At 66.7% G+C, this 21,022-nt stretch carries 18 protein-coding genes; 9 read left to right on the top strand and 9 right to left on the bottom strand.

Annotated elements, in window-relative coordinates:
• Positions 1 to 22 precede the first annotated feature (22 nt).
• Positions 23 to 529 (top strand): hypothetical protein, encoded by a 507-nt coding sequence (locus tag DK412_RS30110; protein WP_162596160.1) that lies wholly within the window; start codon positions 23 to 25, stop codon positions 527 to 529.
• Complete coding sequence (locus tag DK412_RS30105) at positions 526 to 1,554, top strand: hypothetical protein (RefSeq protein WP_204165533.1); 1,029 nt, start codon at positions 526 to 528, stop codon at positions 1,552 to 1,554. Before DK412_RS30110 ends, DK412_RS30105 begins: the two co-directional genes overlap by 4 nt.
• Here DK412_RS30105 and DK412_RS08925 read toward each other — a convergent pair.
• Positions 1,478 to 3,676, bottom strand: a complete 2,199-nt coding sequence (locus DK412_RS08925; protein WP_109975152.1) for an EAL domain-containing protein — start codon at positions 3,674 to 3,676, stop codon at positions 1,478 to 1,480. The genes DK412_RS30105 and DK412_RS08925 overlap by 77 nt on opposite strands.
• A gap of 612 nt (positions 3,677 to 4,288) precedes the next feature.
• Between DK412_RS08925 and DK412_RS08920 the strand changes: the two genes are divergently transcribed.
• A complete protein-coding gene (locus DK412_RS08920) occupies positions 4,289 to 4,807 on the top strand; it encodes a MerR family transcriptional regulator (protein WP_109971660.1) in 519 nt (172 codons plus the stop codon).
• Between the two features lie 183 nt (positions 4,808 to 4,990).
• On the opposite strand, the gene DK412_RS08915 is transcribed toward DK412_RS08920, so the two are convergent.
• Positions 4,991 to 6,391 carry an IS30 family transposase gene (locus DK412_RS08915; RefSeq protein ID WP_109970315.1) on the bottom strand — a complete coding sequence of 467 codons (1,401 nt, stop codon included), beginning with the start codon at positions 6,389 to 6,391 and terminating at the stop codon, positions 4,991 to 4,993.
• 68 nt (positions 6,392 to 6,459) lie between these two features.
• On the opposite strand from DK412_RS08915, the gene DK412_RS08910 reads away from it, so the two are divergent.
• The 5 genes from DK412_RS08910 to DK412_RS08890 all read left to right on the top strand — a co-directional run bounded on the left by DK412_RS08910 (position 6,460) and on the right by DK412_RS08890 (position 10,989).
• The gene (locus DK412_RS08910) at positions 6,460 to 6,597 is read left to right on the top strand and encodes an HNH endonuclease (protein ID WP_109971659.1); all 138 of its coding nucleotides are present in this window, start codon (positions 6,460 to 6,462) and stop codon (positions 6,595 to 6,597) included.
• 452 nt (positions 6,598 to 7,049) lie between these two features.
• Entirely contained in the window at positions 7,050 to 7,268 is a 219-nt protein-coding gene (locus DK412_RS08905) for a hypothetical protein (RefSeq protein ID WP_109971658.1), read from the top strand.
• A gap of 269 nt (positions 7,269 to 7,537) precedes the next feature.
• Entirely contained in the window at positions 7,538 to 9,307 is a 1,770-nt protein-coding gene (locus tag DK412_RS08900; protein ID WP_109971657.1) for a phage tail length tape measure family protein, read from the top strand.
• A 24-nt stretch (positions 9,308 to 9,331) separates the two neighbouring features.
• Positions 9,332 to 10,717 (top strand): lytic transglycosylase domain-containing protein, encoded by a 1,386-nt coding sequence (locus DK412_RS30600; RefSeq protein ID WP_204165597.1) that lies wholly within the window; start codon positions 9,332 to 9,334, stop codon positions 10,715 to 10,717.
• Positions 10,717 to 10,989, top strand: coding sequence for a hypothetical protein (locus tag DK412_RS08890; RefSeq protein ID WP_109971655.1), 273 nt, complete (start codon positions 10,717 to 10,719; stop codon positions 10,987 to 10,989). Before DK412_RS30600 ends, DK412_RS08890 begins: the two co-directional genes overlap by 1 nt.
• A 310-nt stretch (positions 10,990 to 11,299) precedes the next feature.
• On the opposite strand, the gene DK412_RS08885 is transcribed toward DK412_RS08890, so the two are convergent.
• The 6 genes from DK412_RS08885 to DK412_RS08850 all read right to left on the bottom strand — a co-directional run bounded on the left by DK412_RS08885 (position 11,300) and on the right by DK412_RS08850 (position 19,255).
• Positions 11,300 to 11,584: a hypothetical protein gene (locus tag DK412_RS08885; RefSeq protein WP_245447503.1), complete on the bottom strand. Its 285-nt coding sequence runs from the start codon at positions 11,582 to 11,584 to the stop codon at positions 11,300 to 11,302.
• A gap of 696 nt (positions 11,585 to 12,280) precedes the next feature.
• Positions 12,281 to 13,330, bottom strand: a complete 1,050-nt coding sequence (locus DK412_RS08875) for a zinc ribbon domain-containing protein (protein WP_109971653.1) — start codon at positions 13,328 to 13,330, stop codon at positions 12,281 to 12,283.
• Positions 13,331 to 13,336: 6 nt separating this feature from the next.
• Positions 13,337 to 13,816 (bottom strand): hypothetical protein, encoded by a 480-nt coding sequence (locus DK412_RS08870; RefSeq protein ID WP_109971652.1) that lies wholly within the window; start codon positions 13,814 to 13,816, stop codon positions 13,337 to 13,339.
• A gap of 132 nt (positions 13,817 to 13,948) precedes the next feature.
• Positions 13,949 to 14,458, bottom strand: a complete 510-nt coding sequence (locus tag DK412_RS08865; protein ID WP_109971651.1) for a hypothetical protein — start codon at positions 14,456 to 14,458, stop codon at positions 13,949 to 13,951.
• A gap of 18 nt (positions 14,459 to 14,476) precedes the next feature.
• The gene (locus DK412_RS08860) at positions 14,477 to 16,618 is read right to left on the bottom strand and encodes a M48 family metallopeptidase (RefSeq protein ID WP_245447501.1); all 2,142 of its coding nucleotides are present in this window, start codon (positions 16,616 to 16,618) and stop codon (positions 14,477 to 14,479) included.
• Between the two features lie 504 nt (positions 16,619 to 17,122).
• The gene (locus DK412_RS08850) at positions 17,123 to 19,255 is read right to left on the bottom strand and encodes a HAMP domain-containing methyl-accepting chemotaxis protein (protein WP_245447499.1); all 2,133 of its coding nucleotides are present in this window, start codon (positions 19,253 to 19,255) and stop codon (positions 17,123 to 17,125) included.
• A gap of 423 nt (positions 19,256 to 19,678) precedes the next feature.
• On the opposite strand from DK412_RS08850, the gene DK412_RS08845 reads away from it, so the two are divergent.
• Positions 19,679 to 20,320: an SOS response-associated peptidase family protein gene (locus DK412_RS08845; RefSeq protein WP_109971650.1), complete on the top strand. Its 642-nt coding sequence runs from the start codon at positions 19,679 to 19,681 to the stop codon at positions 20,318 to 20,320.
• Between the two features lie 142 nt (positions 20,321 to 20,462).
• On the opposite strand, the gene DK412_RS30915 is transcribed toward DK412_RS08845, so the two are convergent.
• Positions 20,463 to 20,831: a GIY-YIG nuclease family protein gene (locus DK412_RS30915; protein WP_245447493.1), complete on the bottom strand. Its 369-nt coding sequence runs from the start codon at positions 20,829 to 20,831 to the stop codon at positions 20,463 to 20,465.
• Between the last annotated feature and the right edge of the window lie 191 nt (positions 20,832 to 21,022).

The raw sequence follows: 21,022 nt of genomic DNA, 5'->3' as shown, positions 1-21,022 counted from the left end.
AGCTCCCGACGGAGGCTGCAACGTGACCAGGCCCACCCGCGATCTCGCAACAGGCGATCTCTTCCGGGAGACGCTTCCGGCCCACCTCGGTGCTGCCCCTCAGGCTGAGGCAGTCGTCGGCATTCCGTGGGATCGTCGACACGGACCTAAGCCGGGCGTCCGGTGGCAGCACGCGGGCAAGGCGTTTGCCCGGTCCCCTGTTCGCGCGCAGTCGGTTCGCCACGGGCACGTTCCGGCCATCGACCCCACTTCGGAAGGCCGCCCAGAGCAAATCGGGCTTGGAGATCTGGCCATGCCGGCTGTCGACGCCCAATCGGTCGCCGACGAGCTACAGGCCTATGCAGGCGGACGGCTCACCGAGAACCTCGCGAAGTTCGTCCGCGACACACTCCGCCGCCGTGGCACCACCAAGACGGCACTCGCCAGGGCCATCGGCGTCGAGCACCCCCAGGTCGTTCGGGTGCTCAACGGCTCGCGTGGTCTGAGCCGGAGCGTCGCGGCCAATCTCAAGATCTGGCTGGCGACGTGATGCACGGCGCCGAGGTGCGCCAGGACCCCGCCAACGGCTTCCTGATGACGGATGGAGTGATCAGCGTGCGTGCGTTCCCCCTCCCTATCGCCACCAACGAGGCGCAGGACTTCGAGAGCTACCGCGGAGCCGCCGGCGCCCGGGATCAGCTGCTACGCGAGGCGGAACGTCTGCGTGAGAGCGCGGACCGCCTCCAGCAGGCAGGCTGCGGTATCCAGGCCGAACTGACCCGCAAGCGGGCGATCGGGATGGAACAGGCGGCTGCTGACCTTCAGGACGTCCTGTCCGGTCACGAGGAGCGCCATCCCGGCTACCGCCGCCAGCTGAAGGCGGAGCGCAAGCGCGAGGCTGCCCTCGCCCAGGCTGATGCCGCCCGCGCCAAGCCGCTCAGGGATCTCGATGCCAATCTCGTGTTCGACCGCCGTACCGCCGGCGGAAGCCGCGAGATCCGTCTCGGCAACGCCAAGGGCAAGGGCGAGGCCCAGGTGACCCTGGCAGCCTATGCGACCCTCATCCGCGATCCGAAGGAGCGCACCGAGGCCCGCCTCCGCGCCATGGAGAAGTTCGACGATCTCTGGCACCGCGCCGAGGCCGGCCTCTACCCGGAGCCGCGCTTCGAGCCCGCTGTGGACACCAGCGCCGGCGCTTCAGGGGTCACCGCCCACCGCATGGACGGCCTCGCCGAGATGCAACGCCTCACCGCCTATATCGGCCGCCAAGCGCAGGCCTTGCTCTGGATGCGCGTGGTCGATCGGCAAGAGTTCACCGCCATCGCCCGGGTCACAGGCCGCGATGCGCGCGATGTGTCAGCCCTGGTCGTGTCCGCGATCGACAGCGTCGCGGCCTTCTATGGCTTCGGACGGCCCGCCCCTGAGGTGCAGCGCCTCGACGCGGCGCAGGCTCACGCATCACTCCATCTCGGCCCGATCGTGCGAACTGCCGTATCTGCTACGCCCTCCTCAGTTCATGAGGACGATCGGCTCCGTTGTCCGCGCGACGGTCGGCCACCTTCAATAATTGAGTGAAGCTTCCAGCTGTCATCGGTCGTCCGAAGAAGTAGCCTTGACCTTCGGCGCAATGCTGACCCATTAACCCAGTTTGCTCCAGCGTCTCGATCCCCTCGGCAATCACGTCAAGGTCGAAGCCCCGCGCCAGAGTGGAAATCGCTTCAACGATGGTCTGGTCCTTCCGGCTACACCCGACGTTGCTGACGAAGGAGCGGTCGATCTTCAGCCGTGTGACCGGGTAGTCCTTCAGCATGGTCAGCGAGGCGTAGCCGGTGCCATAATCGTCGAACGCGATGCCGACTCCAAGGGCCCGCAAAGCTGTCAGGTTGGCCTTGATCCGGCCGTCGCTGCGCAGGATGATGTTCTCAGTGATCTCGAGCTCAAGGGCGTCCCCCGGCAGGTTGTGGTCGTCCAGAATTTGCTCGACCACGTGGGGGAGGTCCCCGGTTCGGAACTGGGCCGCGAAGAGGTTCACGCCGACGCGGAAGCGGGGGAAGCCGAGCCGGCGCCACGTGGCCGCCTGCTTGCACGCGGTGCGTAGGATCCACTCCGAGACCGGAACGGCGAGCAGGCTCTCTTCGAGGACCGGCAGGAAGGCGGCGGGGCTGACGAGACCACGCTCGGGGTGATTCCAACGGATCAACGCCTCCGCCCCGGTGATGGCGCCAGTGTCGAGAAGCACCTGGGGTTGGTAGTACATCTCAAACTCGCCCCGCTCCCACGCCGCGCGCATGCCGGAGCTCACGGAGGTGCGCGTCCGCGCAATCGAGCGTAGATCGGGCGTGAACAGCGCCACCCGGCTCCGGCCTTCGGCTTTAGCGCGGTAAAGAGCGAGGTCGGTGTCGCCGAGAAGCTCGCCAGGATCCCACTCGGCGGCCTCGGTCACCGCGATCCCAACGCTGGCACCGACGTAGATGCAGCGCTCGTCGATCTCGATCGGGCGCTCGATGGCGGCGATCATGCGCTGGCCCAGGGCAGTGCCTACGACTGGATCGACGATCCCCTCCAGGAAGACCGCGAACTCGTCTCCTCCCAAGCGGGAGACAAGGGCGTTGCCCGAGGCCTCGGCCTGCAGGCGGGCGGCGACTACCTTGAGGACCTCATCGCCTGCCGCGTGACCCAGGCTGTCATTGACGTCCTTGAAGCCGTCGAGGTCGACCAGCAGGAGGATGGCGGCTGAGCCGCAGCGGCCCGCCTCTTCCATGCGGGCCGACAGCACCTTCCGGTTGGCGATGCCCGTGAGGTGATCGAGCTCTGCCTCGCGCTTGAGGCGCTCCTCGGCAAGGGCCCGATCGGTGACGTCGCGGGCGATCGCGCCGAAGTGGTGCTCGCCGGCCTCGGTCCAGTGCGAGAGCGAGAGTTCGATCGGAAACTCATCGCCGTTGCGGCGACAGGCCGGCACAGTGACGACATTGCCCACGAGCGTAGTTGGATGGCCGGCGGCGGCACGGGCTAGACCGGCCTCGTGCATCGAGCGGAACGCGGGCGGCACGATGAGGGTCAGAGGCTGACCGATCACCTCCGCCGCCGCGTAGCCGAAGATTGTCTCAGCGGCCTTGTTCCAGGACACAATCCTGTTTGCGCCGTCGGCGCAGATGATGGCGTCGGGCGAGACTGCGGCGACTGATTCAAATCGCTTGCGGCTGTCGCGGTCGGCGAGCTTCAGCTTGCGAGCTTCCAGCCGCTCCATCACGAGACGGGCGAGGTCTTCCATTGTCCTGCGCTGATCGTCGGAGAAGTCCGCGCGCGGGACAACGTCCTTGATGCAGAAGCTGCCGACGACAAAACCTTCCGGTGTGACAAGGGGTGCGCCCGCATAGAATCGGACATAAGGTTTGCCGGTGACGAGGGGTGAGGAGATAAAGCGCTCATCCGCCAGCGCGTCGGGTATGACCATGACCTCTTGGCCAAGGATCGCACGGGTGCAAAATGATCCCTCGCGGTTGGTCTGGCAGACGTCCAGACCGATGCGAGCCTTGAAATACTGCCGGTCGGCGGCAACGAACGAAACGAGGACTATTGGAACCGCGAATATACGCTGCGCCATCCTCACGATGTCATCGAACTCCCGCTCGGGCGCTGTGTCTAGGATGGCGTACCCGTCGAGGGCGGCCAGACGCCCGCCCTCGTTCACCGGCATTTGGTCAGCGCTTGACGAGAGCATTACAGTAATCCGCAGAATTAATAATTAGTTGCCTGGCACGTGGGCGGTAGCCGATCGATTGATTGATGCTGCTGCTAGCACCGATAGTGATGACGCCTGCGACCATAAAGGCGTATGCAACAATTGTTACTATCGTCCTAGATCTCGACGGGCTAACTGTTAAGGCACCGGGCCGACGCTCGCCGCCGACGGTACGGCTCGCATTCGCGACGGTGGTGTGGGATCGCTGCGCCAAGACGCTAAGCTCCTTGGCGACCACCAAAAACCCTCTTGCCCCCTGGATCAGTCCCTCACGCGAGAAAAGCGCCGCCCTGCGACGTTGAGGTATTACGTGAACTCTGCCTGTGGGTTGAGTTCGATTAGTTCACGAACTGCCTTCGGTTAACCCCTTGCAGTTGCGCGCAGACTTAGGCATCAATCTCCTCACAGTTCGAGGTGTGTCCAGAGCCAGGCGTTAGCCAGCCGACCGCACTTCTCTCCTGATCCCCAATCCTCGTGATCTCGCCCACCAGCGAGCCAAGCCTGCGCCCCTCCCAGGCTTTGGGCCACACGGCGTTGGGGCCGCCACTCGCGCAACCGAGGTGAACCATGCCGATCCCCAGTCAGGCAGCCCCCTCCTATGTCACGATTGCCGCCGCGGCGGAGCAGGTCGGCGAGCCCGCGCACGTCCTGAGGTTCTGGCAGGAGCAATTTCCACAAATCCGACCGCTCACGCGAGCCGGTGGACGCCGCCTCTACGATCAGACCTGCATCGAGCTCCTTCGCGGGATCCGGCACCTTCTCCGCGATCAGGGCCGCACCATCGCCGGCGCCAAGGCATTCCTGTCACAGCACGGCATCGGACACGTTCGGGCGCTCGGCAACAACGCGGCAGGCTCGGAGAGCACCGGTCCGCTGGACATCGACGGCATCCGCCGCGGGTTCGATGCGGTCGCAGCCGACGCGATCGGCCAGGGCCTGCAGGAATTGTGGGTCGCCGAGGAGATGATCACTGTCGGGGTTCGGCGACTGCGCCACTGCGCCAACAGGGACACGATCAGGGAAACCCTGGCGCTCGCCCTCGAGCAGAATGGCCTGGACGGCATCGTCCATCACCGGGGGCTCTGATGCGCAAGGCTCCGAGGATCCGCCTCGCCCGGCCGCTCCTGCAAACTGCCGACCATCGTACCACCCGGCCGCCGCCGAAGCGGGCCGATCCAGAGTTGCTGACTGCCGAGCACCGCGCCTGGGCTCTCGCCGTCAAGCGCCGGGCCGGATGGAAATGCGAGGACTGCGGAGTGCAACTTACGTTCAAGCGGTCATCGCAACACCATCTTGCACGGCGGCCAGCACAGCGTCGAGTGCCTCTGCCGGCGTCTTCCAGTTCAGCGTTTTGCGCGGTCTGCTGTTGAGGGCTGCGGCCACAGCAGCAAGATCGTCCACGCTGTGAGCGCTCAGATCCGTTCCTTTCGGGAAGTACTGCCGTAGCAACCCGTTCGTATTCTCGTTTGTCCCCCGCTGCCAGGGTGAGCGTGGATCACAGAAGTACACCTGCAGACCCGCGTCGATCCGCAAGCGCGCATGCTCGGCCATCTCGGCCCCCTGGTCCCAGGTCAAGGAGCGCCGCAGATGCTCCGGCAAGCGCGCGATCGTGCCGGTGATCGCCTCGCGGACCGCCGCGGCCCCGTGCCCCGCCAGCGCTGGGCCAGTCTTGGCGCGTGGTGTCACCCCATGGCCGTCCATCGGCGGAAGATGCAGCAGCATCGTAAAACGTGTCGTGCGCTCGACCAGGGTCCCGATCGCCGAGCTCTTCAGACCCAGGATCAGGTCTCCCTCCCAGTGACCCGGTACCGCGCGGTCCTCCACCTCGGGCGGACGCTCGCTGATCAGTACCTCGGGGGTGACGAACGACTTGCCGCGCCGCAGGCAGCGGGCCCGCGGCACTCGCAAAGCCCGTCCTGTGCGAAGACAGGCGGTCAACTCACGCTTCAGCGCGCCCCGACCCTGAATGTAGAGCGCCTGATAGATCGCCTCGTGACTGATGCGCATCGTCGGATCGTCCGGAAAGTCGAGCCGCAGGCGTTCGGCGATCTGCTGCGGGCTCCAGGATCGGCCCCAGCGCCGGCTCTGGCGTCGCCCGTGCCGCCGTCCCTTCCAGGCAACGCTCGGTCCAGGCAGAACGCTCCCGCCCGGTGTCGCGACAGCGCCGGCGAGCCGTTCCTGCACGTAGGTCCGTAGCGCGGTGTTCCCCACCAGCTTTGCGGGTTTGGGCCGGCGTGCCGCACGTTCAGCGTGCCACTGCGCCGTCGTCGCGCGATAGTCCAAGCCGCCACTGCGGGTCGCTGCATTGCGCCGCAACTCGCGCGAGATGGTCGACGCCGCCCGCCCCAGACGCCGGGAGACTTCCCGGACCCCATGACCTTGCGCCTGCAGTATCGCGATCTCCTCACGCTCCGCGAACGACAGATAGCGCGTAGAAGGTGACTTGGATGATGGTGACAGATGAGACGGTGCCATTCCGCCTGCTGTTCGGAACCATCGCGAGCCGACCGGTGGCGAGATCCCGACCTTCATCGCTGCGTCCTCGCTGGAGAGACCTTGGGCGATGAACGCCCAGAACTCCCGCCGCGTCACGCGTAAACCAACCCCGGGACGACCCGGTGACCGCAACTTCTCTCGAAGACACCGATCCGAACGCCGCCGACCTGCCATCACAGCCGCCCTCCGCCAAGCCGTTGCGACGACCACTTGAATCCACCCAAGGCGGCAAGGGCGGTGTGATGCTGTACGCAGACCATGTCATCGAGCGATCCGACGGTGGCGCCCCCTACGACCTCGACAACTCGAGGTGCAGATGCGGGTCATGTCACGGCGCAAAGACCGCCGACGCCCGAGCTTACCGACACGGTCTGAGGTGAACGCGGTTCATACGTCATGCAGACCGCTAGCCTGACGGCGGGGCCGCCCATCTCGCTGCCCTGCCCCCTTGGCAGCATGACCAATCGATCAGGACGGCCAGGGAAGCCCATCAGCCTCTCAGGCCAAGAGGGACCCCTCGCACCACCGAGCCCGCCCACGGCCAGCCTGGACCATTCCTGGGCCGGATGCCTACCGGGACCGCCCCTGACGTCGAGGGGGAGGGGTAGGGTCGAAAGTCTGGGAGGTTGAGGGGCATTTACCGCAATGGGTATTACGCGCGCATTTTTTGTGGCCGAACCTGAATTTTCCCGTGTCAAAAATCCAAGAGCCCTCGTTTCGGGAGGGGTGCTTCCAGGCTGTTTTCCCTGACGGTTCAAGCTGTTGTGATTTTCGCGCAGCCTGTCGCGAAATCCCCGTCGACCGCGCCGCGCCTCACGAGCAGGAGCCCGCCGTGAACGACAACCAGAACCCCGCCCTGCGGCACGCCATGAACAGCATCGTCATCGCCGGGGAGCGCCTGATCGGCCCGGGGATCGACGCGAGGGTGGTCGGCCTGGCGATGCTCGCCGCGGGCGTAGCGCATCTAGGGCGCCTGATGCCGGCCGAGGCTCTGCGGGAGCACCTGGAGCGCTTGGCGGAGGAGATGGACGGGGCCGACGCTCGGCCCTGACGCCGACCTCTCGCCGCCCTGAAGGCTGCTGCTGAGGCGTCGCGCCTCCTGATCGAATTCCCGCCGGTCCGTCTTGGTCCCGGCAGGACCGCTGGGTCATGCATCCCTAGCCATGCATCCCTGGCGCGGGCCACAGGGCGGTGCCCGGAACAACACCCTGAGCCGAGCGGCCCCTGGTCCTAGGGGCGTGGCCGGCACGACGCCCCCGGTGGCGCACGACCGCCAAGCGTGCCGCCACCGGGGGCGCCCTCCCTTGAGAGGCAGTCGCCATGGTCAGCATCTCCACCGTTCGCACCATCAGCATCGAGGCTCGCGCCCTCGGCACCGAGGAGGCCACCGCGAAGGTGCGGGCCCTCGGCCAGGCCGCGGACGGCGCGGCGAAATCCGTCGACGGGATCGCGATCGCCACAGAGACCTCGGCCCGCCGGCAGCTGTCGGCCATGACCGCGTACGATCGGGTGCGGCAGAAGGTGGATGACGCCTACCGAGCACAGGTGCAGCTTGAGAAGGCCACCGCGGCGGTTGACCGTGCACACCAGCAAGGCAAGATCAGCGCGAGCGCCTACGCGGATGCAATCGCTAAGATCCAGGCGAAATATGGGGCTGCGGCGGCGGGCGGTGGGGCGAATTCGAACAACCGACTTCGCGGCGACCAGATCCAGAACCTCCTGTACCAGGGCAGCGACATCGTCAGCAGCCTCGGGAGCGGCTCCAATCTTACAACGGTGGCGCTGCAGCAGGGCCCACAGATCGCGCAGGTCTTTGCCGGCCCAGGCGGCGCGAGCATCAAGGGCGCGTTCGCAGCCGCGCAGGAGGCGGCCGCCGGCCTGGCAGCGCGTGTCGGGATCGCAGGCGGAGCCTTGGGCGCCCTGGCGACCGCTGGCGTCGCGGCCGCCGCCGCGGGCATGTCCTACGCCTCGTCGCAGCGAGAGACCGAGAAGGCCCTTCTCGGCGTCGGGCGCGCCTCCGGCGTCACGGCCGGCCAGATCGCAGAGCTCGCCGCGGCGAACGCCAGCGCGGGAGGCGTCTCGACCAGATCGGCGCGCGAGCTCGCGACTGGCTACGCCGCGACCGGCCGCATCGGCGCCGAGACGATCACGGGCCTGATCCGCACCACCAAGGATTTCGCGGCCACGACCGGGCAGGACGTGCCCGACGCCGCGAGGATGCTCGCCGAGGCCTTCGCGGACCCGACGAAGGGCGCCGACGCTCTGAATGAGCGCCTCGGCTTCCTGAACGACACGACCCGCGAGACGATCCAGCGGCTCCAGGCGCAGGGCGACCAGCTCAGCGCGCAGCGCGCCCTGATGGAGGCCTATTCCGGCAGCCTCACCAAGGCGACCGACACCATGTCGGGGTGGGGCCGCGTCACCGAGACCGTCGGGACCACGATCGGCGACATCTGGGACAAGATCGGGCGACAGGTCGACCGGGTTGTTACCGGTGGCTCCCTCGAGGAGCAGATCGCGGCGGCCCGGCGCACCCTGGAGAATGCCCAGGTCGCGGCGGAGGGTGGCTTCGGCCTGTTCTCATCCAAGGACGTGGAGAGGGCCCAGTCGGCGTTCGACAAGCTGTCGGCGCAGGCGGAGAAGATCCGGCAGCAGCAGGAGCAACGCGAGGCGGCCCGCAACTCCATCACGATCGGTAACTCGATCCGCTCGACCCAGCCGGACCAGGCGGAGATCAAGAAGCTCCAGGACAATATCGAGCAACTCAAAAAGGCCATCGCCGAACCCGCCAAGTTCAACCTCGACATCGTCGGCCTCTACAACGCGAATACGGCCGTCGGCAACTTGAGCCGGTCGTTCCAGGCCCTCACCGAGGACGTGGACAAGTTCGGCAGCAAGGCCGTGGCCGCGATGAACCGGGCGGCTGACCCCGCGAACAAGACCGTCGGCTACTCCTCCTCGGCCAAGGCCGCAGCGGAGATCAAGGACAGGTTCGACCAGCTGGAGCGCACCGCGGACAGCCGCGAGCTCGCGGGCCTGCGGCGGGCCCGGAGCGTCGAGCTCGACACCCTCCAGAAGACCACCTACTAGACCACGGGCAGCTACCGGACCAACATTCGTGACGTCCCGGACGCCTACCGGGATCGGATCTACCAGGCCGCCATCGCGCAGGGGCTGGACCCGAGCTTCCTGGCGTCCGTGGGGGCGCAGGAGAGTGGCAACTTCGATCCCCGGGTCGTCTCGGGTCGGAAGCGCAGCTCGGCCGGCGCCATCGGCATCATGCAGTTCATGCCGAAGACCGCGGCGGAGTACGGGATCGACCCGATCAACCCGGAGCAGTCGATCGACGCCGCGGCGCTCTACCTCCGGCGCTCCCTCGACCGGCGGAAGGGCAACGAGGCCCTGGCGCTGGCCGACTACAACGCCGGCCCGGGCCGCGTGAACAGCGTGGGCGGGGACATCAGCCGCCTGCCGGCCGAGACGCAGAACTACATCGCCAAGATCCTAACGGCGACGCCGCAGGCCACGGAACTGGCGAAGGCGCAGAAGGCGCGCACGGACCGGCTGGAGAGCGAGCGCCAGAGCCTCGAGATCGCGAACCGCCTTCTCGGCCGCAACGGCGAGGCCTACGACGCCGCCACGCGGGCGCAGCAGATGCTGGCGGACGCCGAGCGGCAAGGCATCCCCGTCACCGATGCCTACCGAGCCCAGATCGAGCGCGTCGCCGGCGGCATGGCCGCGGCGAACCGCGCCCTTGCAGATACCCGCCTCGGCCGAGATCTCGAATTCGAGCGCGAGCAACTCGGCCGCTCCGCCGGTGACCAGTCCGCGTTCGCCCGGGTCCGCGCGGCCTATGGCGACACGACCTCGGATCCGGCGCAGGCCGCGATCGGCCGGATCCGCGAGATCGACATGCTGAAGGAAGGCCGGGCAACCTTCCAAGAGACCTTCGGCGGTGTGGTCTCGAGCCTCAGTCGAGGCGCCACGGCTGCGACCGCATTTTCTCAGGTGCTCAACCGGTTCGCCGACAAGGCGATCAACGTCGGCACGGACATGCTCGGCGGCTTGCTCTTCGGCGGCGGCAAGAGCGGGGGCGCAGGGCTGCTCGGCAGCTTGCTGGGCGGCGCCTCGTCCTGGATGCCGAAGTTCGCCGACGGCGGGATCATGACCAGCGGGGGCGCACTGCCGCTCCATCGCTACGCCACCGGCGGGATCGCAAATTCGCCTCAGCTGGCGCTGTTTGGCGAGGGGCGCGGGCCGGAAGCTTTCGTGCCGCTGCCCGACGGCCGGCGCATCCCGGTGGCGATGACCGGCGCGCCGTCGAACCAGAACCCGGCCATGACCGACGCCCGCTCCTACAGCTTCGACCTCAGCGGCTCGAACCTGACCGAGGCGCAGGTCCGCGCGGCCCTGACGCAAGCCATCGCCGCGAACAACCAGGAGCGAGACCGGACCCACTTTGAACGGGTCGAGACCCTTCGTCGGATGGGCCCTTACTGATGGCGACGCGCGAGATGCTGATCGACGAGGGCATGGCCGCCGGGCGCGAACTGGCGGACACAGCGGCCGCGGTCGGACTTCGGAGCACGACCCACGATCCGGTCGTAGTCGCCGAGATGGAGCTCGACCGGCGACTGTCGGCTGCGGCGGCGGGGCTGATAGCTGGGGGCATCCCTGCGGCGGACGTCGAGATCTGGCGCGGCGCCGTGATGATCGGAGCCGGGGTGCGGCTCAGGGAAATAGCCATGATGGCGAGCGGCGCCAACGACTAAGGCTGGAACCGCGAGGCAGCCGGTTGGTTGTCCGGCAGATCTTCATGGTCCCCAGAAGCCCGCCTTCAGCCCCGCCGGCAGCCGCCGAGCGGGGCCTTTTCGTTCCGGGCTGCATCCCTCATCTGAGGGACGACGCAGCCTCTGCCGCCAGGCACATTCAGCTTGCGTCGAGAGGCGCACTGGAACTCCAAATTCCTTCGGCCCGCCCGGTTCACCCCGGTGCGGGCCTTTTGCTGATTGCGCTCCACCGATCCGGCCACGGCACGTCCAGACCGACGACGCTGTAGCTCTCTGGCAGCGGGCCGGCCGACTACATGCGCCACCCGGTTTCGGCGTGGGCATGCGCATAGTGCGCCTGGATGTCCTTCATGACCGACACGTCGCGGCTGCCGCAGCCTGAGCACCGGAGCCTCAGGGCGATGTCGGGGAATGGCAGCCAGGCCGGAAACCGGTCTGTGGTGATGATGACGTGCCGGCGGCAACTGTGGCAGGTGACGGCGGCGGTGGTCTCACCCTCAGCCCTGGCATCGCCCACGGTCGGCGGCGCGATCTCGCGGCCCTGCTCATCGTAGGCCCTGCGTGGGTTGCGCCTCACCGCCTCACCCTCTCTTTTCCGGATGCCCGCCGCCTGCAATCGCCACAGCACATGAGGAGCTCTGAACCATGGGCCGCCGCGCAGCGCCTGTGACCCAAGCCGACATCACCCGAGCGATCCGGGCGGTCCAGGATGCCGGCCTGCCAGTGGTCCGTGTCATCGTCCGACCGAACGGGGAGGTCATCGTCGAGACGGTCGACATACCCCAGCCGGTTGTCGATCCGATCGATCAGTATGCTGCTTGGCGGGATGTAGTCCCCTGAACCCAAGACGGGGGCGGGCGATCCGGATTAGGTAGCCGTTATAAGATGGAGAAAGAAGGCACCCACGCCTAGGTTGTGATCGTGGTGGAGCTGATCGGCGTGGGCGCACCCCTCATCTTGAAGTAGGCAGCATAAGCCTGCCGGAGGTGAGTGGGTTGCGCACTCGATATTTGGGCGCATTTCTGTAATATTTGATTGATTGTGTCACCCCAGCGGCGCCAGCAGGATCGCCGTCCTCACCTCACTCAACCGCCGGGCCGGTGTCGCATCATCAACCGCGAGCTCGTCAGCTGACCACTGGTGCGCCAGGACGGCTCCATCACTGGGCCTCCGCGCCAGATACCATATGGGCTGCCACAGGCTCACTGTCGCCGGACCGACTTCTGGTCGATGATCCATTTCCCTTCACGCGGCCTGGCTTGCAGTGCGAGGCTTACACGCTGACATCGGCTTGGTTCGGTGCCCCGCAGGCGTAGCAGAATCGCTCGAAGGTGCTCTTGCGGTGACTGCATGAGGAGCATCGCTCGTACAGGCCGATGCCGCAGTGCGGACAGAAGTTTGCTTCGGGGTTCGCCAAGTTCACCGGCCGTTCGCAGCCGGGACACACCTGCTTGGCCAGACGTTGTAGCGCTTGGTCGGCCGCGATGTGCGTGCGACGCTCCTCGTTTGGTCGTGCTTCCGCCGCGCGCTGCCGCTCCTGATAGGCCTGCAGAGCGTTAATGGCGGCGCGGCCGAGGACCAGAGTTAGGACGACGCCAACCCCGTACTGCACGTAGCCGCCGTAGCTCGGCAGATACGGTACGAGCTCGACGAAAAAGGCGAACGCTGCGGCCAGGGCAAAGCCCCACACGAACGGCCAGTTGCGCGTGTGCCGCCGCTTCACCAGGAGCCAGCCTGCGATGGCGAGCAGCGGCAGGGTCAGTGCCAAGCGATAGGCAAAGACCCGCAGTTCCTGTCCCCGCTCGGCGGTATCGAGCCTCTCCTGTGCGGCGGCACGAAGATCCTGGTCGATCCGCCGCTGCGCTGTCTCCTGGTCGGCGAGCGCCAGCATCGACCTGTTCAGATCGTCGAGTTGCTCCTCCACCGCACGCTCGCCCGCCTTGAGCCGGTCGAGCTGCTCCGTACGCGCGATCAGGCCTGGATCCTGATCGACGCGCTGGGTCGCATCACGGGTCTGCAGCCAATTGCCGAAGGTCTCGCGGGCAGCGCGGGACGCTGACTGCGCCGCCTCGAGAGCGAGGCGGGCTTGCTCGACCCGACGTCCGACATCCTCCTGCTCACGCTGGAGGCGCTTCAGGCTCTCGGCCGAGGCCGCGGCGGGATCACGGTCGAGGAACTGGTCCAGGGTGTAGCGCTGCTCAACCTGTGGCAGGTCGCCGACCACGAGCGACCCCAGACCGATCAGGAAGACCGCAAACGCGAGGGCGATGAGCCAGAGAACAAGGTTGAACCAGCGTTCCGGAAGGCGAGAGGCGGAGCGCACGCTGATTCAGCCTCTGCCGCTCATGGACGTCCATCCGGCTTCGCGGCGCTCTTGTGGCCACGCGGGAGGCGTTGTGTCCGGCAAAGCAGCGAGGATCAGGGCGCCGGCAGCGGGGACAGAGGCCCGTGCGGCTTGGCCGGCCTTGCGTCCAGGAGAGCTGCCATGCATGGCGCCGAGCACCGATAGCGCGCCGAGCAGCACCATGAGCACGGAGTAGTACTGCATCGGGATCCAGAACAAGGTGTGGCGCCGGCGCAGGATCACGATCTGTCCCGTGCGCGGATCGACGAGTTCGCGACCTGGGCGGTTGTTGAGCCGAGTGCCGAGCCACCAATTGAAGGTCGCTGCAGCGATCCAGACGAGGACCACCCCGGTCGGCGTCGGGATACCGGTGCGCGCGAGCGCCGGATCGAGGAGCACACTGCCGACGAGGCCCGCCGCCGCGATGAGCGCCGAGAGCATGCCCCAGCCCGACCAGATGATCATGTGTCCGAACTCCTCATGATGAACCCCTATCGGACGCGTCCGACCAGAGGTGAGCAGCCGCATCTTTCAGCGCTCAATGGGGCGTGCGCCGTGCAGTCTCGTTTTCGCCGTCACGAGCCGCCAGTACTGGGATTATGCCGTGCGCCGATTGCGGAGGAGCGAGAGCAGCGCCCCGAAGATGCAGGCCGCGATCGCACCCATGCCCACCAGAAGGGTGATCGTCCGGTTCCAGAGCCGTTCGAGGCCGAGATCGGTGGTGACGAGGTCCGGCCGGGCCGGGTCGGCCATCACCCCGACGCGGTAGTCACCGGCATGGAGACCGGTGAACACGTAGTTCACCCGCCGCGTCACCGTTCCGGTGGGCGTGCGCAGGGCGAGGGTCGCGTCGCAGATGTGGATGACGAGCTTGGCGCTGCACTTACCCTCGCTCACCCGGGCGTTCGTGGCGGGCTGAGCCGCGGCACGGACCTGCCAGTCCGACATCACGGCCGGCGCCGTGTAGATCGCACAGGCAACCAGGATGCCCCCGAGCGCCACCACACCGAACAAGATCCAGAAGGTGTTGATCCATCCGTGCTCGCGGGGCGGCAGCCGCAGGGCGTCAGGGCGGTAGGACGAGGTGTTCTCAGGCGTTCCAGTCATGGATCCTCTCGCGGTTCGTTAGGCGGGCTCGGTTGCGGGCGTGGTCCCCTCGAGGATCATCCGGGCTCGCGCTGCCGCCTGGTAGGTGGCGATCAGATCGGCGAAGCCCTGCGGGTTCATCCCGCGTGGCATCGGAAGCGGCAGCGTGACGATGCGGCGCTTGGGATCGAGCTTCACGACGGGGCGGCCACGTCGCCGCTCGGGCCAGGGCACGGCTGGCGGCAGCAGCACGCGCATGACGATGCCGCTATGGTTCCCGGTCAGGTCGAGGTCGGCGATGTCGTCCCAGGCGATCGTCCGGTCGAGCCCAGGCGCGGCCAGGCCTTCGGACTTCAGAACCAGGATGACGGGCTCGCCCCGCGATAGGACAAAGGCTCCGGCCCCGCCCATCAGGATGGCAATGCCGAGCGCCGTGGCGAGGATAACGTTGGCCTCCCGAGGCAGGATCCCGGGGATGCCGAGCACCGCCACGACCAGGGCCACCACGGCGAAGAGGCCGCCGGCCACCGCCAGCACGAAGCCGCGGGGGCGGTAGTTCGCACGCAGCACCCGCTCCTCGGTACCAACCTCGGCGGCGGTCGCTTCCAGATGGGCACGGAACGCCGCGTCGCGCTCGCGCATCGCGCCGAGGAAGTCTGCGCTCGCTGCCCGGCACAGGCCGGCAGGGTCGGCGAAGTAGGCGGCGAGCTGTCCGATGGCGTGGGGCGGCGGAGTGAGGGCGGCGGCGCTCAGGAGGTCTGGGCCGAGCGCCTGGCCGAGAGCGGCGACGCGCTCCCGGGTCGTCGGATGGGTGTCGGTCGGGTGGGCCTGCTCGGCCTCCAGGTGGAGAGCCGGGTCGTCGAGGCCGCAGGCGACGGCGCGCGCGAGCACGGCGGCCACGAGGTCGGGCGGTGCCGCGTCCGGCGCCTCGGCCGCTGCGGCGAGGGTCTCGGCGATGCGGGGGGCGACCGCGCCACTGCGCAGGAGCGCCCGCGCCGCCGCCTCGTTCGAGGTCACGCCTGCTCCCGCGGCGTCGGCAGCGAACTCCCGCACCCGGCTCCAGTGCCGCACGGCTAGGTGGAAGCGCTCCATCACGAAGCGGCCGAGCCGCAGCGATGGGCCGAGCAGGCCGAGGGCGTGTCGCTCGCGCGCCGCCACCGCGTCGAGCGAGCGCGCGACCCCGGCATAGATCGGCAGGAAGCGCTGGCTGTAGGCGGTGTCGCCGCCGGCGTAATGGGCAAGCTCGTGGGCGATGATCGCCGCGACCTCGTCGCCGCGCATCAGGGCGAGATGCGGCAGCGGCAAGTAGAGGATGCGGCCCGAGAGCCGCGCGCCGCCGGGCTCCAGCACCACCGGCCCGGCGGTGACGAAGAACCCTTCCGTCAGACCGACGACCATGGCCTCGGGCTTCAGCGCTCCCATCCGCTCGGCGAGCCCCTCGACGAGACGCCACAGGCCCGGCGCCTCAGCGGGCGCGATGGGCCGTCCGAGGATCGGCAGTGGGTTGGGCTCGAAGGCGTCGAGCGCACGGCGCAGGCCGAGGAGGGCACCGCCCGCCGCCAGGACCGTGGCACCGACCACGATGGCGGCGGCGCCCAGGAGCCTCATCCCGTCGCTGGAGAGGCCGCCCTGGAGCAGCAGTCCCGCCTCGAAGGCGACGACGGCGACGAAGCCGGCGGTCGCCGCCAGGATCTGGGCCGCGAGCACCGTCGGCAGCACGCGGCGCACCAGCGAGAAGCCGCGCACCAGCGCGTCGCGCGAGCCGCGCCCGAGCCGCGCGAGGGACGCCCCGGCCAGCAGCACGAGGAAGGAGAGCCCGGCGGCGATCCCCCCGCCCGCGATCGCGACCGGCGGCAGCCACCGGCGCCAGTCCATCACCGCAACGAGCGTTCCGGCCCCGTCCCGGGCCTCGCGCGCCTTCAGCACGGCGAGGGGCCCACCGTAGTTCCTGCCGTCGTGGCGGAACTGCAGACGGTAGTCGGGCCGCCCATCGCGCGGCGTGCGCGCCTCGAGATCCGTCACAACCCGGGCGAGGCGATCGTGCTCGGCCGCGAACTCGGCCCAGTCGTCGGCGCTGCGCTGCCGCTCCCACAGGCCCACGAGCAGGATGATCAGCGGCAGAAGCACGGTGGTGGCGATTAGACCGGCGAGGGCGCGCGGCCGCGAGGGCACGCTCGACATCGTTGCCTCGGGGATGGTCGCCTCCTGAGCACGAGAGATCAGTCGCCGTTGCGTCGCACGAAGCCAGTGACGATCGTAAGACGACGGGGCGTCGCCATTGATGACCTAAAGACACATGTGCCGATTTCAGTGAATGAGGATCGGACGTGATACGTCCGACGTCTCGGCTGTCACCGCGATTTCTACCGTGATGAGCACGCAGGTCAAGCGTGTCTTGCCGTCAACGGATCTGAAGGGATTAACGTCCCGAGCCGACACCAGGGGCGGCACCAGACGCAGCGGTGGCGTCATTAGTGCTGGCGCAGCCGGTAGCCGAGCATTCGAGGTGCGCCTCGATCCCCAGATGGTTCAGGCGTGGTGTCGTGGTTCCGGCGCGGGCGGGGCTCGTCGAGAAGCGCACCTGGTCGACGTAGTTCGAGATGTGCACACCGCGGTTCACGACGCGGTTGAGTGAAGTACCGAGCGTGTCCGCAGTGCATTGATCACGGGCCACGCCTTTGCCTTTTATGCCGCCCGCACGGTGTCGAGGAAGCTCGCCACCTCGACCGAGAGGTACTCGGACTGGCGCGACAGCTCGCTTGCAGCCCCCAGCACCTGGCTCGCCGCAGCGCCCGTCTCCTCCGCGGCACTCGCCACCCCGGCGATGTTGCCAGTGACCTCGCCGGTGCCGGCCGCTGCTTGGGAGACGTTGCGCACAATCTCCTGCGTCGCCGCGCCCTGCTCCTCCACCGCTGCGGCGATCGAGGTCGCCACGCTCGAGATCTCCTCGATCCGCGCGGAGATCTTGCCGATTGCGCCAGCCGCCTGGCCGGTGGAGGCCTGGATCGCCGCGATCTGCCCGGTGATCTCCTCGGTTGCCTTCGCGGTCTGGCCGGCGAGCTCCTTCACCTCCGCTGCCACCACGGCGAAGCCGCGGCCAGCCGCCCCGGCCCGGGCTGCCTCAATGGTGGCGTTAAGCGCCAGCAGGTTGGTCTGCGCGGCGATCGACGAGATCAGCCCAACCACGTCGCCGATGCGTGCGGTGGCCTCGGTCAACGCACGGACTTGGTGGGCGGTCTGCCCGGCCTCCGCGACGGCGGCCTGGGCGAGGCGGGCCGAGCTGTCGACTTGGCGGCCGATCTCTTGGACTGAGGCGCCAAGCTCCTCCGCCGCCGCGGCCACGGTGCCCACATTCGATGAGGCTTCCCCGGCAGCGGCCGCCACGGCAGTGGACTGCGCGGCGGTCTGCGTCGCGGTCGCAGTCATGGTCTGAGCTGTGGCTTGGAGCTCGACCGCCGAAGCCGATACTTGGCCGACAATGCTGCCAACTGCCTGCTCGAAGGCGTCGGCCATCTGACGCATGCCGGCGCGGCGCTGCTCCTCGGCAGAGGCGCGGGCGAGCACAGTCTCCTCCTCCAGTTCCCGCGAGCGGATCAAGCCGTCCTTGAACACCTGCACGGCGGCGGCCATCTCGCCGACCTCGTCGCGGCGCCCGGTGCCCTCGACAGATACTGCGAGATCGCCACTAGCAAGGCGGCGCATCGTTTTTGTCATCCGTCCGATCGGGCCAATCACCCGCCAGCGCACGATGACGAACCCGACGAGGGTGAGGACGAGCGCAACGGCAAGCAGTCCGACCCCACCAGCAAGCCTTGCCGTTGCCTCAGAACGCCGGATCTGCGCGTGCTGCCGCGCCAATGCCATAGCGGCATTCGAGATGGCAGTAAGGGCTTCTAAACCCTGATTGCCTAGGCGGTCCAGCTCGTCGTTGCCGATGCCCGGGGCACGCTTGGCGGCAGCATCGTCAAAGGCTGTCTTGCGCACGCGCTCGTAGGTGCCGAATGTCACGCTCTTCGCCGCATTCGTAAGATCTACTAGCTCGGCCGGGACCCCGGGCCGCGCGACGAGTTCGTTGAGCACTGACCAGTTCACCAGCGCGCGGCCGCGCAGCTCGGCCATCTTGCGATCCAGGTCCGGCGTGAGTTCGCCCTTGCTGCGCACTTCGGCTAAGATCGTGCGCTCCAGGCCAACCCCGTCGCGGGCAAGCCAAGCTGCTTGCTTGATGGCCATAAACTCAGCCGTCGTTGTGTCGGCTATACGGATGGCCTCGCCCAAGGCGATCGATATCGCCTCCAGCCGATCGATCACGTCGGTGGCTGCGGCAGCGTAAGCTTTGCTCAGGCCTGAGGGCCGCTTCTCCAGCGGCACCATGAGTGCGGTGTCAGCCTCTCCACGCAAGCTGGAGAACTTCGCGATACTTTCGGCGAGGCCTGCGGCGATCTCAGGCCGCCCCCTCGTGCAGTCGAACTGCCCGCAGAGTTCGACGACGCGGGAGAGTGCGGGGTCGGCTTTCTGGCGTGCTGTGACGAGCGTCGCGAGAAGCGCCTCGGATGCGGGCTGTCGTGCTTCCAGGGCGACGCGAATGGGCCCACGTTGGGTACGGGTGTTCTGGAGTGCAGCGAAGACCTCATACCCAGTGTCGGCTACGCGCGCCGCGCGGGTGCTGTCGCGCAGCTTTGAGATGTCGCCGTAGATCGGAGCTCCGGCTGCTACTACGACCAGGACGGCCATCGATCCGAGCAGGGCCTGAAGGGTCGTGCCGATCTTCGGCGACAAAATTCTAAAACCCATCACTCGTTCCGCCAATCGAACCGACATCTACAAGATCGTAGAACCTGCGCGAACATGGGTTAATTTTATTAAAATTTTGCTTATGATTCTCTGTCGGAGCTCGATTGCTTGACCATGCGGCAATTCTGACTAGCGTGGATGCTACACGGGAAGCTCCCAAAAACGACGACGATTACTTTGATGCCGCTTCGAAAATGCATTATTATCAACAATAAATTTAATATTAGGCAGGAATCGAATTTCACCGAACTGCCGTCGTGGTCGCTCAAGACGTAAAAGTGGGAGTGGCGAACACGAAGCTCCAATGCCCATACTCTGCCGAGCTTACGAGCGGCCACGTCGTCCCTGTTCACGCCGTTCGATAGCGGTAGTTATCCAGATTGGATGTTTTCCCGTCCTCCCACTCCGTATCAAGGAATGGGGAAGGCCCGATGGGCTACGGTTCTGGCCATGTGCAACCTCTACAGCTCCGCCCGCTCCCAGGACGAGATCCGGCGCACCTTCGCGGTCGATCGCGACGAGGCCGGCAACCTGCCGCCGCTGCCCGGGATCTTCCCTGACCAGATGGCGCCCGTCGTGCATGTCGCCGATGGTGAGCGGGTGCTGACGATGATGCGCTGGGGCTTTCCGCCACCGCCGAAGGTCGGCACGCAGCCGGTCACCAACGTGCGCAACGTCGCCTCGCCCTACTGGCGCCCCTGGCTCAAGCCAGCGCACCGCTGCCTGGTGCCCGTAACCTCGTTCAGCGAGTACGCCGACACCAAGCCCCGCAAGACACCTGTTTGGTTCGCCCTCGACGAGAGCCGGCCCCTGTTCGCCTTCGCGGGCATCTGGAGGCCCTGGACGGGCGTGCGCGGGCCGAAACGGGACGAACCCGTCGAGGAGGAGCATCGCCTGTTCTCGTTTCTGATGACCGAGGCGAACGGGGTGGTCGGGCCTGTCCATCCGAAGGCGATGCCGGTGTTGCTCACCACAGCGGAGGAGTGGCGCACGTGGCTTGAAGCGCCGGCCGAGGAGGCGCTGCAATTGCAGCGTCCGCTCGCGGGCGAGATGATGGCTGAGGTGGCGCGAGGCTCACGTCAGGACGCGTGATGACAGCCACTACGCCGCTTGCCGCGATTATCCTGTCGCGGTTCACGACGCGGTTTTAGGGAGGATCCGGAAGTGCAGGCGATTCTACCAGTCGCTCCGTGCACTATGGCGATGGCGGCAACACAAGTTCGTCCAGCAATATTTAATCATCAAGATCCTTTGTGGCGCCTTTGACATTCAACAGGGCATGCTTACCAAGGAACTTAATCAAAATAGCCTCAATTTTTGCACATAATTCAGGATCTGGTATTTCTAGAAATGCCCCTCTTACTACAAGCGGATCCTTGAACCAGAAACGGGTCTGGTGATCTTTGACGCGACGTCTGACGTTTGTTTTAGAAATTCCAACATAAACCGGACGATCTGTAGTATCATAGAATACATACACACCTCCTAGCTGCGGAATTGTTTGTAAATCGCTAGGAGTAAAATCAGCCCATGAAAGACCGGGGACCGTGATAGCATCTTTCTCAATTTGTTGTTCAACTGCCTCAGGAACATGCCTATTCAAGGCAGCTGCAAGTTTATCACGCGTTTCAGGGCGCGGTGCCTTAGTCTTGTTGTTTGCAATATTTCAAATACCAGCATAAGATATACCTGTTCTAGCTACCAACTCAGGTATTTAAATATTTTGATTATGCATTTCTCCCTTCAGCCAGTCTCCGAACGACGGCTCGCTATCTTCATCGACAACTTCGAAAC

Source organism: Methylobacterium sp. 17Sr1-1 (genome assembly GCF_003173775.1).
Classification (GTDB): domain Bacteria; phylum Pseudomonadota; class Alphaproteobacteria; order Rhizobiales; family Beijerinckiaceae; genus Methylobacterium.
Note: the sequence above shows the minus strand (reverse complement) of the source record. Positions and strands in the feature narration are given on the sequence as shown.

Excerpts from the sequence above, each read along its gene's own strand:
- DK412_RS08845 (WP_109971650.1), top strand. The coding sequence starts at position 19,679 with ATGTGCAACCTCTACAGCTCCGCCCGCTCCCAGGACGAGATCCGGCGC.
- DK412_RS08900 (WP_109971657.1), top strand. The coding sequence starts at position 7,538 with ATGGTCAGCATCTCCACCGTTCGCACCATCAGCATCGAGGCTCGCGCC.
- DK412_RS08890 (WP_109971655.1), top strand. The coding sequence starts at position 10,717 with ATGGCGACGCGCGAGATGCTGATCGACGAGGGCATGGCCGCCGGGCGC.
- DK412_RS08915 (WP_109970315.1), bottom strand. The coding sequence starts at position 6,391 with ATGGCAGGTCGGCGGCGTTCGGATCGGTGTCTTCGAGAGAAGTTGCGG.
- DK412_RS08920 (WP_109971660.1), top strand. The coding sequence starts at position 4,289 with ATGCCGATCCCCAGTCAGGCAGCCCCCTCCTATGTCACGATTGCCGCC.
- DK412_RS08870 (WP_109971652.1), bottom strand. The coding sequence starts at position 13,816 with ATGATCATCTGGTCGGGCTGGGGCATGCTCTCGGCGCTCATCGCGGCG.
- DK412_RS08925 (WP_109975152.1), bottom strand. The coding sequence starts at position 3,676 with ATGCCGGTGAACGAGGGCGGGCGTCTGGCCGCCCTCGACGGGTACGCC.
- DK412_RS08850 (WP_245447499.1), bottom strand. The coding sequence starts at position 19,255 with ATGTCGGTTCGATTGGCGGAACGAGTGATGGGTTTTAGAATTTTGTCG.
- DK412_RS08860 (WP_245447501.1), bottom strand. The coding sequence starts at position 16,618 with ATGTCGAGCGTGCCCTCGCGGCCGCGCGCCCTCGCCGGTCTAATCGCC.
- DK412_RS08910 (WP_109971659.1), top strand. The coding sequence starts at position 6,460 with ATGCTGTACGCAGACCATGTCATCGAGCGATCCGACGGTGGCGCCCCC.
- DK412_RS08865 (WP_109971651.1), bottom strand. The coding sequence starts at position 14,458 with ATGACTGGAACGCCTGAGAACACCTCGTCCTACCGCCCTGACGCCCTG.